Source organism: Psychrobium sp. MM17-31 (assembly GCF_022347785.1).
Taxonomy (GTDB): Bacteria; Pseudomonadota; Gammaproteobacteria; order Enterobacterales; family Psychrobiaceae; genus Psychrobium.
The window spans coordinates 594,492-608,317 of the sequence record NZ_JAKRGA010000003.1 but is presented as its reverse complement, the minus strand read 5'-3'; the positions used below and the strand labels follow the sequence as shown (position 1 = coordinate 608,317).

Annotated in this window: 15 protein-coding genes and 1 tRNA gene; 15 read left to right on the top strand and 1 reads right to left on the bottom strand. The window is 42.9% G+C overall.

Going from position 1 to position 13,826, the window contains the following annotated elements; all coding sequences use genetic code 11:
- The first annotated feature begins 50 nt into the window (after positions 1 to 50).
- The 5 genes from MHM98_RS11545 (at position 51) to MHM98_RS11525 (ending at position 2,820) form a co-directional block, all read left to right on the top strand.
- Positions 51 to 191 (top strand): hypothetical protein, encoded by a 141-nt coding sequence (locus tag MHM98_RS11545; protein WP_239439427.1) that lies wholly within the window; start codon positions 51 to 53, stop codon positions 189 to 191.
- A gap of 160 nt (positions 192 to 351) precedes the next feature.
- Positions 352 to 1,146 carry a phenylalanine 4-monooxygenase gene (phhA, locus tag MHM98_RS11540; RefSeq protein WP_239439426.1) on the top strand — a complete coding sequence of 265 codons (795 nt, stop codon included), beginning with the start codon at positions 352 to 354 and terminating at the stop codon, positions 1,144 to 1,146.
- Between the two features lie 27 nt (positions 1,147 to 1,173).
- The gene (locus tag MHM98_RS11535) at positions 1,174 to 1,512 is read left to right on the top strand and encodes a 4a-hydroxytetrahydrobiopterin dehydratase (protein WP_239439424.1); all 339 of its coding nucleotides are present in this window, start codon (positions 1,174 to 1,176) and stop codon (positions 1,510 to 1,512) included.
- A gap of 129 nt (positions 1,513 to 1,641) precedes the next feature.
- Positions 1,642 to 2,118, top strand: a complete 477-nt coding sequence (greA, locus tag MHM98_RS11530) for a transcription elongation factor GreA (protein WP_239439423.1) — start codon at positions 1,642 to 1,644, stop codon at positions 2,116 to 2,118.
- A 69-nt stretch (positions 2,119 to 2,187) separates the two neighbouring features.
- Complete coding sequence (locus tag MHM98_RS11525; RefSeq protein ID WP_239439421.1) at positions 2,188 to 2,820, top strand: transglutaminase family protein; 633 nt, start codon at positions 2,188 to 2,190, stop codon at positions 2,818 to 2,820.
- Between the two features lie 50 nt (positions 2,821 to 2,870).
- Here MHM98_RS11525 and yhbY read toward each other — a convergent pair whose 3' ends face one another.
- A complete protein-coding gene (yhbY, locus tag MHM98_RS11520; protein ID WP_239439420.1) occupies positions 2,871 to 3,164 on the bottom strand; it encodes a ribosome assembly RNA-binding protein YhbY in 294 nt (97 codons plus the stop codon).
- A gap of 95 nt (positions 3,165 to 3,259) precedes the next feature.
- Here yhbY and rlmE point away from each other — a divergent pair, with 95 nt between their 5' ends.
- From rlmE to nusA, 10 genes are all read left to right on the top strand, one after another.
- On the top strand, positions 3,260 to 3,895 hold the full coding sequence (rlmE, locus tag MHM98_RS11515) for a 23S rRNA (uridine(2552)-2'-O)-methyltransferase RlmE (RefSeq protein WP_275441532.1): 636 nt from the start codon (positions 3,260 to 3,262) through the stop codon (positions 3,893 to 3,895).
- Between the two features lie 49 nt (positions 3,896 to 3,944).
- A complete protein-coding gene (gene ftsH, locus MHM98_RS11510; RefSeq protein ID WP_239439418.1) occupies positions 3,945 to 5,882 on the top strand; it encodes an ATP-dependent zinc metalloprotease FtsH in 1,938 nt (645 codons plus the stop codon).
- 156 nt (positions 5,883 to 6,038) lie between these two features.
- Positions 6,039 to 6,866, top strand: coding sequence for a dihydropteroate synthase (folP, locus tag MHM98_RS11505; protein WP_239439416.1), 828 nt, complete (start codon positions 6,039 to 6,041; stop codon positions 6,864 to 6,866).
- A gap of 40 nt (positions 6,867 to 6,906) precedes the next feature.
- Entirely contained in the window at positions 6,907 to 8,247 is a 1,341-nt protein-coding gene (gene glmM / locus MHM98_RS11500; protein WP_239439414.1) for a phosphoglucosamine mutase, read from the top strand.
- 143 nt (positions 8,248 to 8,390) lie between these two features.
- Complete coding sequence (tpiA, locus tag MHM98_RS11495) at positions 8,391 to 9,158, top strand: triose-phosphate isomerase (protein WP_239439412.1); 768 nt, start codon at positions 8,391 to 8,393, stop codon at positions 9,156 to 9,158.
- Complete coding sequence (secG, locus tag MHM98_RS11490; protein WP_343229212.1) at positions 9,158 to 9,499, top strand: preprotein translocase subunit SecG; 342 nt, start codon at positions 9,158 to 9,160, stop codon at positions 9,497 to 9,499. The genes tpiA and secG overlap by 1 nt, the downstream gene beginning before the upstream one ends.
- A gap of 16 nt (positions 9,500 to 9,515) precedes the next feature.
- Positions 9,516 to 9,600, top strand: a tRNA-Leu gene (locus MHM98_RS11485).
- A gap of 174 nt (positions 9,601 to 9,774) precedes the next feature.
- The gene (locus MHM98_RS11480) at positions 9,775 to 11,454 is read left to right on the top strand and encodes a methyl-accepting chemotaxis protein (RefSeq protein ID WP_239439411.1); all 1,680 of its coding nucleotides are present in this window, start codon (positions 9,775 to 9,777) and stop codon (positions 11,452 to 11,454) included.
- Positions 11,455 to 11,837: 383 nt separating this feature from the next.
- Positions 11,838 to 12,293, top strand: coding sequence for a ribosome maturation factor RimP (rimP, locus tag MHM98_RS11475; protein ID WP_239439410.1), 456 nt, complete (start codon positions 11,838 to 11,840; stop codon positions 12,291 to 12,293).
- Positions 12,294 to 12,319: 26 nt separating this feature from the next.
- On the top strand, positions 12,320 to 13,816 hold the full coding sequence (nusA, locus tag MHM98_RS11470) for a transcription termination factor NusA (protein ID WP_239439409.1): 1,497 nt from the start codon (positions 12,320 to 12,322) through the stop codon (positions 13,814 to 13,816).
- Positions 13,817 to 13,826 lie beyond the last annotated feature (10 nt).

The following is a 13,826-nucleotide window of genomic DNA, read 5'->3' as shown; positions in this document are numbered from 1 at the left end:
TCGTTAAATCCATAAAATGAAGTCAATAAGAAAACTTCAGGAGAGTAATTATGGATTGGTATGAGTTCATCATGAATAACGACGCAGCAGTTGGTTCTATCATCGGTTTGTTAATTTTATTCGGTATTGCTGGCTACATGGCATACTACTTTATTAGCAATATCGTCAATGCAGATCCAGACGCCAAGTAATCTTCTTTAATTAGCAAAAACGGCCTAGTTTTAAGGCGTATACATTCAGTGTACGCCTGTCATTACATCTTTACACCTTGATATCATCCTCTGATATTGGACTCTGTTTACAACTTTGTGATTAATTGAATTTACCGATTCAATAACGATAGGTTGTCCAATGGGTAAAACAACAAAATATAAAGCAAAGCTGCCCAATGAACACGGAGTGATTGACTATACAGAGAGTGAAAACGATATCTGGCGTCAACTCATTACCCGTCAATTAAAGTGGATTGATGATACGGCGTGTCAAGAATTTTTAGACGGTCTCAAGCTGTTAGATTTACCGCTCGATCGCGTTCCACAACTGAGTGAAATTAACCAAGTTCTACAAAAAGCTACGGGCTGGTCGACAGAGCCGGTTCCGGCGTTAATTGGTTTTGAGCAATTTTTCCGTCTGTTATCAGAAAAGAAATTTCCAGTAGCGACTTTCATTCGCACCCAAGAAGAGCTTGATTACTTGCAAGAGCCTGATATTTTCCACGAAATATTCGGTCATTGCGCCATGCTAACCAATCCTCATTTTGCTAACTTTACTGAGCATTATGGCAAACTGGGTTTGGCGGCGAGTAAAGAAGAGCGTGTATATTTAGCGAGACTTTACTGGTTTACTGTTGAGTTTGGTCTAGTGCGCAGCCATGATGGTTTACGAATTATTGGTGGCGGCATTTTATCATCACCGGGCGAAACGCAATATGCGTATCGCAAAGAGGCAGAAATTACGCCGCTTGATCCGCTAACAGTATTTAGAACACCTTATCGCATTGATATTATGCAGCCGCAGTATTTCGTAATTGAAGATCTGGCGCATCTTACTGAGTTAACTAACCTAGATTTGATGGGATTAGTTAAACAAGCGATGGAAATGGGCTTATTGCCACCTAAATTTGAACCTAAGAAAAATACCGCTTAAGCGGCACAATTGTTTTAAGGAAAGATTATGAAATTAAGTGAATCAAACTGTGAAGCTTGTCGTGCAGATGCGCCGAAAGTAAGCGATGAAGAATTAGCGCAACTGATTAAAATGATCCCTGATTGGACGCCGATTGTCGTCGATGACATCATGCAACTAGAGCGCGTTTATAAGTTTAAGAACTTTAAAGACGCACTAGCTTTTACCAATAAGCTTGGCGCTATTTCAGAGGAAGAAGGTCATCACCCTGGTATTTTAACAGAGTGGGGTAAAGTGACAGTGACTTGGTGGAGCCATTCAATTAAAGGTCTGCATAAGAACGACTTTATTATGGCGGCTAAAACCGATGAGTTGTTAGCCGACTAATCACTGCTGACAGTGTAAATATCAAAGGCAACCCTTCGCGGTTGCCTTTGTCATTTGTGTCCTCTACAATTGCCTTCATTATTTTGTGGCGTGAAATAACGCCTTTCAAAGAGTTAAGTAAGAGATATTATGAGTTTAGTACCAATGACTGAGCGCGGCGCTGCGGCACTTCGCGAAGAATTAGAGCATTTAAAAACGGTAGAGCGTCCGCGAATTGTAAACGATATAGCGGAAGCTCGTGAGCACGGCGATTTAAAAGAAAACGCGGAATATCACGCAGCTCGTGAAGAGCAGGGTTTCTGTGAAGGCCGAATTCAAGAGATTGAAGGTAAATTATCAAATGCTCAAGTCATTGATGTAACTAAGATGACAAATAATGGCAAGGTTATTTTCGGCTCAACGGTAACGGCACTTGATTTAGATACTGATGCTGAAGTGACTTATCACATCGTTGGTGATGATGAAGCCGATATTAAAAACAACCGTATTTCAGTTAGCTCGCCAATTGCTCGCGCTTTCATTGGTAAATCGCTTGATGATGAAGTTCAAGTCGAAACGCCAGGTGGCCTGAAAGAATTTGAAATTACTCAAGTAGAATACATCTAATTTCATTTTACTGAGTTAAAATGCCAGCATCGCTGGCATTTTTTTTATCCGCAACATGTAACCGTATTTATGAATAACCTTGATTTATCCGATCCTAATAGTTTCCTCGCACCGACCGAGTTTCTAAATTACGACGCGCAAGGCGTTGTCGATTTTGTCGCTAAATATCGCGGCGAAGGCGATGTGTTCGAGCAAGCGCTCAATTTGTATTATGCGGTGCGGGATAAGATTTCTTATAACCCCCATCATATCGATTTATCAGTTGCTGGCTTGTGCGCTAGCAGGTGTATTGAATCACGCCGTGGTTGGTGCGTTAACAAAGCCGTTGTTTATACCGCTTGTTGCCGCGCTATTGGCGTGCCTGCAGTGCTTGGTTATGCCGATGTCAAGAATCATATCACCACACCTAAGCTGCAGGCGAAAATGGGTAGCGATATCTTTTACTGGCACAGTTATGCCATGGTTTATTTAAAAGGGCACTGGGTAAAAGCAACACCAGCCTTTAATCAGCGGTTATGTAATAAATTTGGCATTTATGCGGCGGAGTTTAATGGTGTTGATGATTCGATATTTTTGCCGTTTAACAAGGCAGGGGATAAACACATGGAGTATTTGAACTTTCGCGGTGAATATTCAGATTTGCCACTCGCTAGCATTTTAGATACCTATCAAACCCTATATCCAAATCTAATCGACAAATAAAAAGAGAGGCGATTAAATCGCCTCTCTTTTAGTCTTATTCACGTCGTTAATTAACGCGGTAAAACGATACTTGGCTCTTCGCTTGGCTTGTAAATTACTAATACATGGCCAATGGTTTGAACTTTAACAGACTCAGTCTCACGAACAATTGCTTCAATAATCAGTTTTTTCATTTCGCGATCACTGGTAGCAACTTTAACTTTAATTAGCTCATGATGCGCAAGTGCGTTATCAATTTCCGCTAAAACACCTTCAGTTAGACCGTTAGCACCTAATTGAACAATAGGTTTTAGGCTATGGGCTAGGCCTTTTAGATGTTGTTTTTGCTTGTTGGTTAAATTCATTAGTAGATATTTCACTTTATTAGGGTTGAAAAGGTGTATTTTACCCCCATAAACGTCTTAATACTATTAGCTAGATCTAATTTGGATAAGTTAAATTGAAGCACGAAAAGAAAAATCGCACTAAGAGTAGTAATCGTTGGATGGAAGAACATTTTAACGATCACTATGTTCAAAAAGCACAGAAAATGGGCCTTCGCTCACGTGCTGTATTTAAACTCGAAGAAATTCAAACCAAAGACAAACTAATGAAACCCGGAATGACGGTGGTGGATTTAGGCGCTGCGCCTGGCGGTTGGTCACAATATGCCGCTAAGGTGGTCGGTGACGCAGGGCAAGTTATCGCTTGTGATATTTTGCCGATGGACGCATTGCCAGGTGTTGCCTTTTTGCAAGGTGATTTTCGCGAAGAGAAAGTGCTCGAAGCATTATTAGAGCGCGTGGGTGATGAAAAGGTCGATGTTGTGCTGTCCGATATGGCGCCTAACTTTAGCGGCAACGCTGCTATCGACCAACCAAGCTCTATGTATTTAGTCGAATTAGCGCTAGATATGTGTCGCGAGGTGTTAGCCCCTAATGGCAGCTTCGCAGTGAAGGTATTTATGGGCGAGGGCTATGAAGCGTATTTAAAAGAAATTCGGTCTATGTTTAAAGTGGTTAAAACGCGTAAACCGGACTCATCTCGAGATCGCTCTCGTGAAGTCTATATAGTAGCGACAGGCTATAAAGTATAGTAACCTGTTATCAGTTCTTATTTTTTAATTTTTTAAAGGGGTCATTACATTGAGTGATATGGCTAAAAATCTAATACTGTGGCTTGTTATTGCTGTAGTTTTAATGTCTGTTTTTAACGGGTTTAGTCCCGATAGTAGCAGCGCTAACAAGCTTGATTATTCAGCGTTTGTCAAAGAAGTTGATCGCGGCAGTATTAGTCAAGTCACTGTTGACCAAAACAGTAAGGTGATTACCGGTAAACGTCGCGATGGCTCGCAGTTTACTACTGTTGTACCTATGTACGACAAAGATTTAATGAACCAACTTATTACCAAAGACGTTAAGGTACAAGGTCAAGCACCTGAAGAATCGAGCATGCTAACTTCGATCTTTATCTCTTGGTTCCCAATGATCTTATTGATTGGTGTATGGATTTTCTTCATGCGTCAAATGCAAGGCGGCGCTGGTGGCAAGGGCGCGATGTCGTTTGGTAAGTCTAAAGCTAAATTAATGGGCGAAGATCAAGTTAACACCACTTTTGCTGATGTTGCTGGTTGTGATGAAGCCAAAGAAGAAGTTACAGAGCTTGTTGATTACTTGCGTGAACCGACAAAATTCCAAAAACTTGGTGGCCGTATCCCAACAGGCGTCTTGATGGTAGGTCCTCCAGGTACTGGTAAAACCTTGCTTGCTAAAGCCATTGCTGGTGAAGCTAAAGTACCATTCTTTACGATTTCAGGTTCAGATTTTGTTGAAATGTTTGTGGGGGTCGGTGCATCTCGTGTACGCGACATGTTCGAGCAGGCGAAGAAATCAGCCCCTTGTATTATCTTTATCGATGAGATCGATGCGGTAGGTCGTAAACGTGGCGCTGGCATGGGCGGCGGTAACGATGAGCGCGAACAAACACTTAACCAAATGCTAGTTGAGATGGATGGTTTTGAGGGTAACGAAGGCATTATCGTTATCGCAGCGACTAACCGCCCTGACGTATTAGATGATGCATTATTACGTCCGGGTCGTTTTGACCGTCAAGTAACTGTAGGTTTACCTGACATTCGCGGTCGCGAACAAATCTTAAACGTTCACATGCGCAAAGTACCTTTAGGTGATGATGTTAAGGCAAGCGTTATCGCGCGTGGTACGCCAGGTTTCTCTGGCGCAGATTTAGCCAACCTTGTTAACGAAGCGGCACTATTTGCTGCACGTGGCACTAAACGTATCGTTAACATGGAAGAGTTTGAAAAAGCCAAAGATAAAATCCTTATGGGTGCAGAGCGCCGCTCAATGGTAATGGATGACGCCGAGAAAGAAATGACGGCGTATCACGAAGCGGGTCACGCTATTGTTGGTCGCATGGTGCCAGATCACGATCCTGTTTATAAAGTAAGTATCATTCCACGTGGCCGCGCGCTAGGTGTGACTATGTATTTACCTGAGCAAGACAGATTTAGTCAGTCGAAACAGCATCTTGAAAGTAACATTTCATCGCTATACGGTGGTCGTATTGCTGAAGAAATTATTTACGGCAGCGATAAGGTATCAACTGGTGCGTCAAATGATATCGAGCGTGCGTCGGCGATTGCACGTCGCATGGTAACGCAATGGGGTCTATCTGAAAAAATGGGTCCATTACTTTACGCCGAAGAAGAGAGCGATCCGTATCAGCGTGAGCAAAAGATTTCTGCGCAAACACGTGTTGAAATCGATGCAGAAGTTCGTGAACTAATCAATCGTAATTACGAACGAGCAGAGCAAATTCTTCGCGACAACATGGATATTCTACATGCCATGAAAGACGCGTTAATGAAGTACGAAACTATCGACGCTGGTCAAATCGATGACTTGATGGATCGCGTAGCGGTACGTGAACCAGCTGATTGGTCGAACAACGATTCTGACAAGCCAACGGGCAGCACTGGCGACAAAGGTGAAAAGTCTGAAGAGAAATCAGATAAAGAGCCTAGTGTTGAACCTAGCAACCCATCAACAGATACGCCGTCTTAATTAATGACGGTTGTTAAAAAGCCCCAAGCGGGGCTTTTTTTATGTTCAGGACGAACGGTATGCAGTGATGCCATGGACGGCAAGGAGCTGCGATGTTCAGGACAAATGTTATCGAGCAAGTCAGGGACGGCGTGGAGCCGACGAGTGTGTAAAAGTATGAAAATTAGTAATAACGATAAGACGCTAGATTTGAGCGAGCCGCAAATCATGGGGATATTAAATGTTACTCCCGATTCTTTCTCAGATGGCGGTAAGTTTAACCAGCAAGACGCTGCAGTTAAGCAAGCGCTGCAATTGATTGATGATGGCGCAACCATTATTGATATCGGCGGCGAGTCAACTCGTCCAGGGGCCGCGTTAGTATCGCTTGATGAAGAACTCAAGCGCGTGATTCCTGTTATCAAAGCTATTCGTCAAGTGTCAAATGTGTGGATTTCTATCGACACCAGTAAAGCCGAAGTGATGAAACAAGCGGTTGCTGCAGGGGCAGACTTAATTAATGACGTTCGGGCATTGAGTGAAGAAGGCGCACTAGAGGTTGCGGTTAAAGCCGATGTTCCCGTGTGTATTATGCATATGCAGGGACAGCCTAAAAACATGCAAGATAATCCAAACTATGTCGATGTGATTGATGAAGTATGCGAGTTTCTCGATACTCGCATCACTGAATGTATCAATGCTGGTATTAAACGGGAAAATATCATTTTAGATCCGGGCTTTGGTTTTGGTAAAACCATGGAGCATAACTTTCGGCTTGTTAACAAATTTTCACAGTTTTTAAAATTTGAACTGCCATTATTAGCAGGGCTGTCGCGAAAGAGTATGTTTGATCATCTTTTGGGCTTAAAAGTTGATGAACGTCTAGCATCAAGTCTCACGGGTGCGTTATTATGCGCACAACAAGGTGCGCACATACTTCGGGTGCATGATGTCAAAGAAACATCGCATATGCTCCAAGTCATGCAAGCGGCTAATACCTATTAAATGACAATATATAAGAATTAATAAAAAGATAAGGATGACTATGTCACAACGTAAATATTTTGGTACCGACGGCATTCGCGGCAAAGTAGGTGAAGGAAAAATCACACCAGAATTTGCAATGAAACTCGGTTACGCTGCCGGTAAGGTTTTTTCGCAGGTAGGTACCAAAAAAGTCATTATTGGCAAGGATACTCGTATCTCGGGTTACATGCTCGAATCGGCACTAGAAGCAGGTTTGTCAGCAGCAGGTATTAATGTAGCATTACTTGGCCCAATGCCAACACCGGCAATTGCCTATCTAACCCGCACCTTCCGCGCCGAAGCGGGCATTGTTATTAGTGCCTCTCACAATCCATATTATGACAATGGCATTAAGTTTTTCTCGGCAAACGGTACTAAGTTAGATGATGATTTGGAATTAGCCATCGAAGCGGAAATTGACAATGGTATGGGCTGTGTACCTTCTGAACAATTAGGTAAAGCGAGTCGTATTAACGATGCTGCTGGTCGTTATATCGAGTTTTGTAAGAGTAACTTCCCAAATCACCTATCTCTTGAAGGTAAGAAAATTGTAGTTGACTGTGCTCACGGCGCGACTTACCACATTGCACCTGCGGTATTTAGCGAGTTAGGGGCTGAAGTCGTTTCTATTGGTTGTAAGCCAGATGGCTTAAATATCAATGATGGTTACGGCGCAACAGATTTAGCCAACCTGCAAAAAGCAGTAGTTGAGCATCAAGCCGATATGGGGATTGCCCTTGATGGCGACGGTGATCGCCTGATGATGGTTGATAGCGACGGTAGTGCATTAGACGGTGATGAAACACTATTTATTATCGTGCGTGAAGCATTGAAAAACGGTGAACTTGGAGGCGGTGTTGTTGGCACCAAGATGAGTAACCTAGGTCTAGAGTTGGCATTACGTGATTTAGGCGTTCCTTTTGTTCGTGCTGATGTTGGTGATCGTCATGTGCTTGAAGGGCTTACTAGCAACGGCTGGAAAATTGGTGGTGAGAACTCTGGCCATATTATTTCACTCGATCACAACACCACTGGTGACGGCGTCGTTGCAGCCTTACTAATATTACAAGCGGTATGTCAGTCGGGCCTATCGGTTAAAGAACTACGTAACGGCATGAAGTTGCTACCACAAAAACTCATTAATGTGCGTTTTGGTGGCAGTGAAGATCCATTAACGAATAGTGAAGTGATGTCGGCGGTTGAAAATGCAGAAACCGCATTGGCCGATCAAGGTCGCGTACTGCTGAGGAAGTCCGGTACCGAGCCGCTTATTCGCGTTATGGTTGAAGGCGTAGTAGAAGAAGACGTGCTAAAACACGCCAATGATATCAGCGATGTCGTCAAGCGTGTTTGCGCTTAATTTTCTAAGCTAAACAATGACTAATCACGGCGTTTGGGTTAAAAATAAAGCGAACGACGACAAAAGTTAAGTTTTTTGACAATCAGACTTGTAACGCCGTGAAAGAATAGTTACTATCTCCTCCGCTTTTTAAGGGGGACTAAATGAGTCAATTAAAACCGCTAATTGCTGGCAACTGGAAAATGAACGGCAACAAATCACTAATTAGTGAATTTGCCCAGGAATTTAATTCGCAAGCGATTAATGAGATTGACGTATTAATTTGTCCACCGAGTATTTACGTTGACGAACTTGCAAAGCAGGTTGACGCTCACGAAAGTGTGCTCAATGTAGGTGCACAGAATGTTAGCGAACAAGCTTCTGGTGCATTCACTGGTGAAATATCCGTTGATATGCTTAAAGAAGTAAAGGCTTCATTTGCTATTGTTGGTCACTCTGAGCGACGTGCAATTTTCGGTGAATCACCGCAGTTGGTCGCACAAAAGTACAAACAAGCTCTGGTGAACGATATTACGCCAATTCTTTGTACTGGTGAAACCGAGCAAGAGCGCGAAGATGATAAAACCTTTGATGTTATCGCAAAAGATATCAATGCAGTTGTAGAGCTTGCTGGTATCGAATCATTTAAGAATGGTGTTATTGCTTATGAACCAGTATGGGCAATAGGCACGGGTAAAAGCGCAACCCCTGAGCAAGCACAAGCTGTTCATCGTTTCATTCGCGGTCATTTAGCGAAATATGATGCAGAAGTTGCTCAAGGTGTAAGAATTTTATATGGCGGCAGTGTCAATGAAAACAATGCTGCTGAACTATTTAAGCAAAACGATATAAACGGTGCCTTAGTCGGCGGAGCTAGTTTAGTTAGCGACAAGTTTATGACAATTTGCAACAACGCACAGAGTAGCAAGTAATGTACGAAGTACTTATTGTAATTTATTTAATCGTTGCCTTAGCAATCATTGGTTTAGTATTGATTCAACAAGGTAAAGGTGCCGATATGGGCGCATCATTCGGAAGTGGTGCATCAGGCTCAGTATTCGGTTCATCAGGTGCTGGCAGCTTTTTAACGCGTAGTACTGGTGTATTAGCAACGTTATTCTTCATCATTAGCCTACTATTAGGTACTTTGACTTCAGAACGTTCTAACAAAACAAGTGAGTTTGAAAATCTTGCTACTGAGCAAGTAGATGCTGCTAAACCACCTGTTGCTGAGAAAGATCCTGCATCAGAAAATGGTTCAGTACCTAAGTAGCATTTAGTAAAAATTTGCGGATGTGGTGGAATTGGTAGACACGCCATCTTGAGGGGGTGGTGCCTAACAGCGTGCGGGTTCAAGTCCCGCCATCCGCACCAAATACGAAGAGCGGGAAACCTTAGCGGTTTCCCGTTTTTTTATGTCTAAAATTTACTAGCAATTTACTATTCCAGTTGCCTTTCATAATTTCATCTTATATCGTAATGCACATTAGGAATATAGATTGATCTAAATCAACTTAAGCAATAGTACAAGATAAAGGGAATTACGTAATGACGTCTAAATCATCGACCCTCAATTTCAATATTTTAACCCGTCTGGCAGCCGTTGCAGTAGTCGCCTGTGTTGGTTTAGCTGCGATTCTTATTACCAGTTTTCGCAGCGATACCATTAAACAAGTTGAACAACTCAGTAACGAGAATATCCAGCGTGCCGCGCAGATGTTTATGGTATCGACCATTCGTTTTAATGATGAATTTACCCAAGAAACTGATCCGGTTAAGAAAGCTGAAATCCATCAAGATTGGATAAAAACCATAGAGGCGGTTGATCTCGCCGTAACTCACGACTTTGGCAGTGATGTCGCGCAAATTAGATTATTTACCGATGAGCAAAAATTAAATCTTACGTCATTTGGCAAAGACATTACGGCAACTAAAACGCCGTTTGAGGCGAATGCTATTACTACTTTCGCCAAGGGTAATCTCAATCCAATCGTTATCCAAGATAGTGAATTTTACAAAATAGCCGTACCGCTAATGAGTAATATGCATCCGGGCTGTGCTAACTGTCATAGTATTCCTGTGTCTGGTGCCAAGGTGCTTGGTGGCCTGTCTGTCATTACACCTATTGCTGCTAAAATGGCGGCGTCAAATGAGTTGGCTGTGAAACTGAGTTTAGCTACTTTTGTGGTGTTTGTGTTAGTTAGCGCCTTTATTTATTTCTTTCTTTACAAAAATGTATCGAACCCTATTAGTCGTTTAACCCGTAGTACCACCTCTTTGGCGTCCGATTTACAAGGTGGAACACTGAGCAGTTGGCAGACTAAAACGGAAAAATATGAAATTAATCAATTATCAAGTGGAATTTCTACGCTGCATTCTGCGTTAGAGTCGCTGTTGAATGATGTGCGTAATCAGGCGGCAATTGTTGAGCAACATTCGGCGTCAACATCGACCATTGCGAAAGAAGCGGAATCCAATATTTTTAGTCAGCAAGCGAACCTAGACGGCATTTCTCAAGCGGTAACGGAGCTGATGAACGTTAGCGAAGATGTATCACAACGGGCAAACCACACCGCGACAATCACCAGCGAAGTTACCCAAGGCATTACTGATAGCGGTGCAAACATGCAGCAAACACTACAACAAATTAATGCGCTTGCGGAAAATATTACTCGCGCCAATGACGTTGTTAATCAGCTGTCTGCACAAAGTGATAGTATCGGCGGTATTATTAGCACCATCGACGGCATCGCTGAGCAAACAAACTTGTTGGCGTTAAATGCGGCGATTGAAGCGGCACGCGCAGGTGAACAGGGTCGTGGTTTTGCGGTTGTTGCCGATGAAGTTCGCACACTGGCGCAGCGCACGCAAGAAGCCACAAGTGAAATTAACGATTTAGTGCAAGGGCTGCAAAAAGGTGCAACTCAAGCCAGTGAAGTGATGAACGAAAGTCGTGAACAAGCAATGCTGACGGTAGATAATGCGGCGAGTGCGTCGGAGCTGCTTAATAATGTGACTGACCAAGTTGAAACCATCAATGGTCTTAACTCAGACAATGCGACAGCGGCTACCCAACAGTCGTCAACTATCGGACAACTGCGCGAGAATATTGATGAAATTACCGGTAAGAGCCATGCGATTTTAGAAGGGGCGCAAACCACGGTACAACAGTCGCAACATTTAAGTGAGATTTCATCTAAGCTTGGTAATTTGATTAAAATTAAATAACGTACCTATGTGCAATTTTAGTGAAATAACTCACTGATGGCAGGTGATTTCGGGTTGATATTTTACTCATCAAGCGTATAATCACCGCCATCTACTTTATGTATAGATTTTAGTTATTTTCTGGAGCGGCTGCTCGAAGGTAACGGCAACAATTAAAATCACTGCATAACCCAAAGTCCGCTATCAAATGGTGAACATTTGACAGTGGCTACCAAGGCAACTTGGTATACAGGGTCCAGTTTTAAGCCCCGCTATTTAGTCGGGGTTTTTTATTACCTGTAACGACATCAAACAAGTATGGTTCTGATGAGAACACTACTTGTTATTAAACTGGGCCAATTGGCCCTTTTTTGTTTTTTAGAGATTTATTTTAGGAGTGAGTGTTGTCTACTATTGATAATCGCTTAACAGAAATGCTTGAGCCTGCAGTAGAAGCTGCGGGTTATGAACTCATTGGTATTGAATTTATTCGCGCTGGTAAACATTCGACATTGCGTTTATTCATCGATCACGAAAATGGTATCGACGTTGATGCCTGTGCCGAAGTTAGCCATCAGGTTAGCGCGGTATTAGATGTTGAAGATCCAATTAGCACAGAATACAACCTAGAAGTTTCTTCACCAGGTTTAGACCGTCCATTATTTAAAGCAAAGCACTACAGCGAGCGCATCGGTGAAATCGTTACCGTGCAAACTGTAATGCCAACTGATGGTCGCCGTAAATTTAAAGGTGAAATCGTAAGCGTTGACGGTGAAATGGTTATCGTAAACGTTGACGGACAAGAATATACGATTGCATTAGCTAACGTTAAAAAAGCTAACATCGTTCCGCAATTTTAAAAATTAAAAATAGAAGGACTGCAGAAATGAGCAAAGAGATATTGTTAGTTGCAGAGGCCGTGTCTAACGAGAAAGGCGTACCTCGCGAGAAGATTTTTGAAGCATTAGAGATTGCACTAGCGAGTGCGACTAAAAAGAAAGCTGAAAAAGAAATTGAAGTACGCATCGATATTGACCGCAAAACCGGTGAATTCGATACGTTCCGTCGTTGGTTAGTTGTTGCTGACGAAGAAATGGAAAACCCATTGGCGGAAATCACTTTATCTGCGGCACAGTTTGATGACGAGAACCTACAACTAGGTGATTACATCGAAGAGCAAATCGATTCAATCGAATTTGACCGTATTACTACCCAAACTGCTAAGCAAGTTATCGTACAAAAAGTACGTGAAGCTGAGCGCGCAATGGTTGTTGACGAATACCGTGACCAAGTTGGTGAGTTAGTAACTGGTGTTGTTAAGAAGAGCACTCGTGACAGCGTAATCATCGACCTAGGTAACAACGCTGAAGCAATCATCTTTAAAGATGACCGTCTTCCACGTGAATCTTTCCGTCCAGGCGATCGCGTACGCGGTCTTCTTTACACCATCAAAGAAGACAACCGTGGCCCATCACTATGTGTAAGCCGTACTCACCCTGACATGCTAGTTGAACTATTCCGCATCGAAGTACCGGAAATTGGCGAGCAAATGTTAGACATCATGGGCGCAGCTCGTGATCCAGGTTCACGCGCTAAGATTGCGGTGAAGAGTAATGACAAGCGTATTGACCCTGTTGGTGCTTGTGTTGGTATGCGTGGTTCTCGTGTACAAGCCGTATCTGGCGAGTTAGGCGGCGAGCGTGTTGACATCGTACTGTGGGACGAAAACGTAGCTCAGTTCGTTATCAATGCAATGGCGCCAGCTGAAGTTGTTAGCGTTATCGTTGACGAAGACGAAAACTCAATGGACTTAGCTGTTGAAGATGACAACCTAGCACAAGCGATTGGCCGTAACGGTCAAAACATTCGTTTAGCAAGCCAACTAACAGGTTGGAACTTAAACGTAATGACAGTGAGCGAGCTAAAAGAGAAGCACTCAGCTGAAGACAACAAGATTGTTAGCGTTTTCACTAAAGATTTAGATATCGACGAAGATTTCGCGCAAGTACTGGTTGAAGAAGGTTTCACTTCACTAGAAGAAATTGCTTACGTGCCTGTTAGCGAATTACTAGAAATCGACGGTTTCGACGAAGATCTAGTAAACGAGCTACGTGACCGTGCTAAGAACGCATTAACAACTCAAGCGTTAAAAGTTGAAGAGTCACTAGAAGGTGCTGAACCAGCAGAAGACCTACTTGCACTTGAAGGTATGGAGCGTCACCTAGCGTTCGTATTAGCGAGCAAAGGTGTTGTGACATTAGAAGATTTAGCGGAGCAAGGCGTTGACGATTTAGAGTCAATCGAAGAGTTAAGCGCTGAGCACGCAGGCGAGCTTATCATGGCTGCGCGTAACATTTGTTGGTTTAGCGACGAGCAAGAATAAGTAAGGCAAG

Bases quoted from the DNA above. Each gene is read 5' to 3' on its own strand.
- greA (WP_239439423.1), top strand. From the start codon at position 1,642: ATGAGTTTAGTACCAATGACTGAGCGCGGCGCTGCGGCACTTCGCGAA.
- MHM98_RS11545 (WP_239439427.1), top strand. From the start codon at position 51: ATGGATTGGTATGAGTTCATCATGAATAACGACGCAGCAGTTGGTTCT.
- MHM98_RS11525 (WP_239439421.1), top strand. From the start codon at position 2,188: ATGAATAACCTTGATTTATCCGATCCTAATAGTTTCCTCGCACCGACC.
- secG (WP_343229212.1), top strand. From the start codon at position 9,158: ATGTACGAAGTACTTATTGTAATTTATTTAATCGTTGCCTTAGCAATC.
- nusA (WP_239439409.1), top strand. From the start codon at position 12,320: ATGAGCAAAGAGATATTGTTAGTTGCAGAGGCCGTGTCTAACGAGAAA.
- folP (WP_239439416.1), top strand. From the start codon at position 6,039: ATGAAAATTAGTAATAACGATAAGACGCTAGATTTGAGCGAGCCGCAA.
- phhA (WP_239439426.1), top strand. From the start codon at position 352: ATGGGTAAAACAACAAAATATAAAGCAAAGCTGCCCAATGAACACGGA.
- MHM98_RS11535 (WP_239439424.1), top strand. From the start codon at position 1,174: ATGAAATTAAGTGAATCAAACTGTGAAGCTTGTCGTGCAGATGCGCCG.
- MHM98_RS11480 (WP_239439411.1), top strand. From the start codon at position 9,775: ATGACGTCTAAATCATCGACCCTCAATTTCAATATTTTAACCCGTCTG.
- yhbY (WP_239439420.1), bottom strand. From the start codon at position 3,164: ATGAATTTAACCAACAAGCAAAAACAACATCTAAAAGGCCTAGCCCAT.
- tpiA (WP_239439412.1), top strand. From the start codon at position 8,391: ATGAGTCAATTAAAACCGCTAATTGCTGGCAACTGGAAAATGAACGGC.
- glmM (WP_239439414.1), top strand. From the start codon at position 6,907: ATGTCACAACGTAAATATTTTGGTACCGACGGCATTCGCGGCAAAGTA.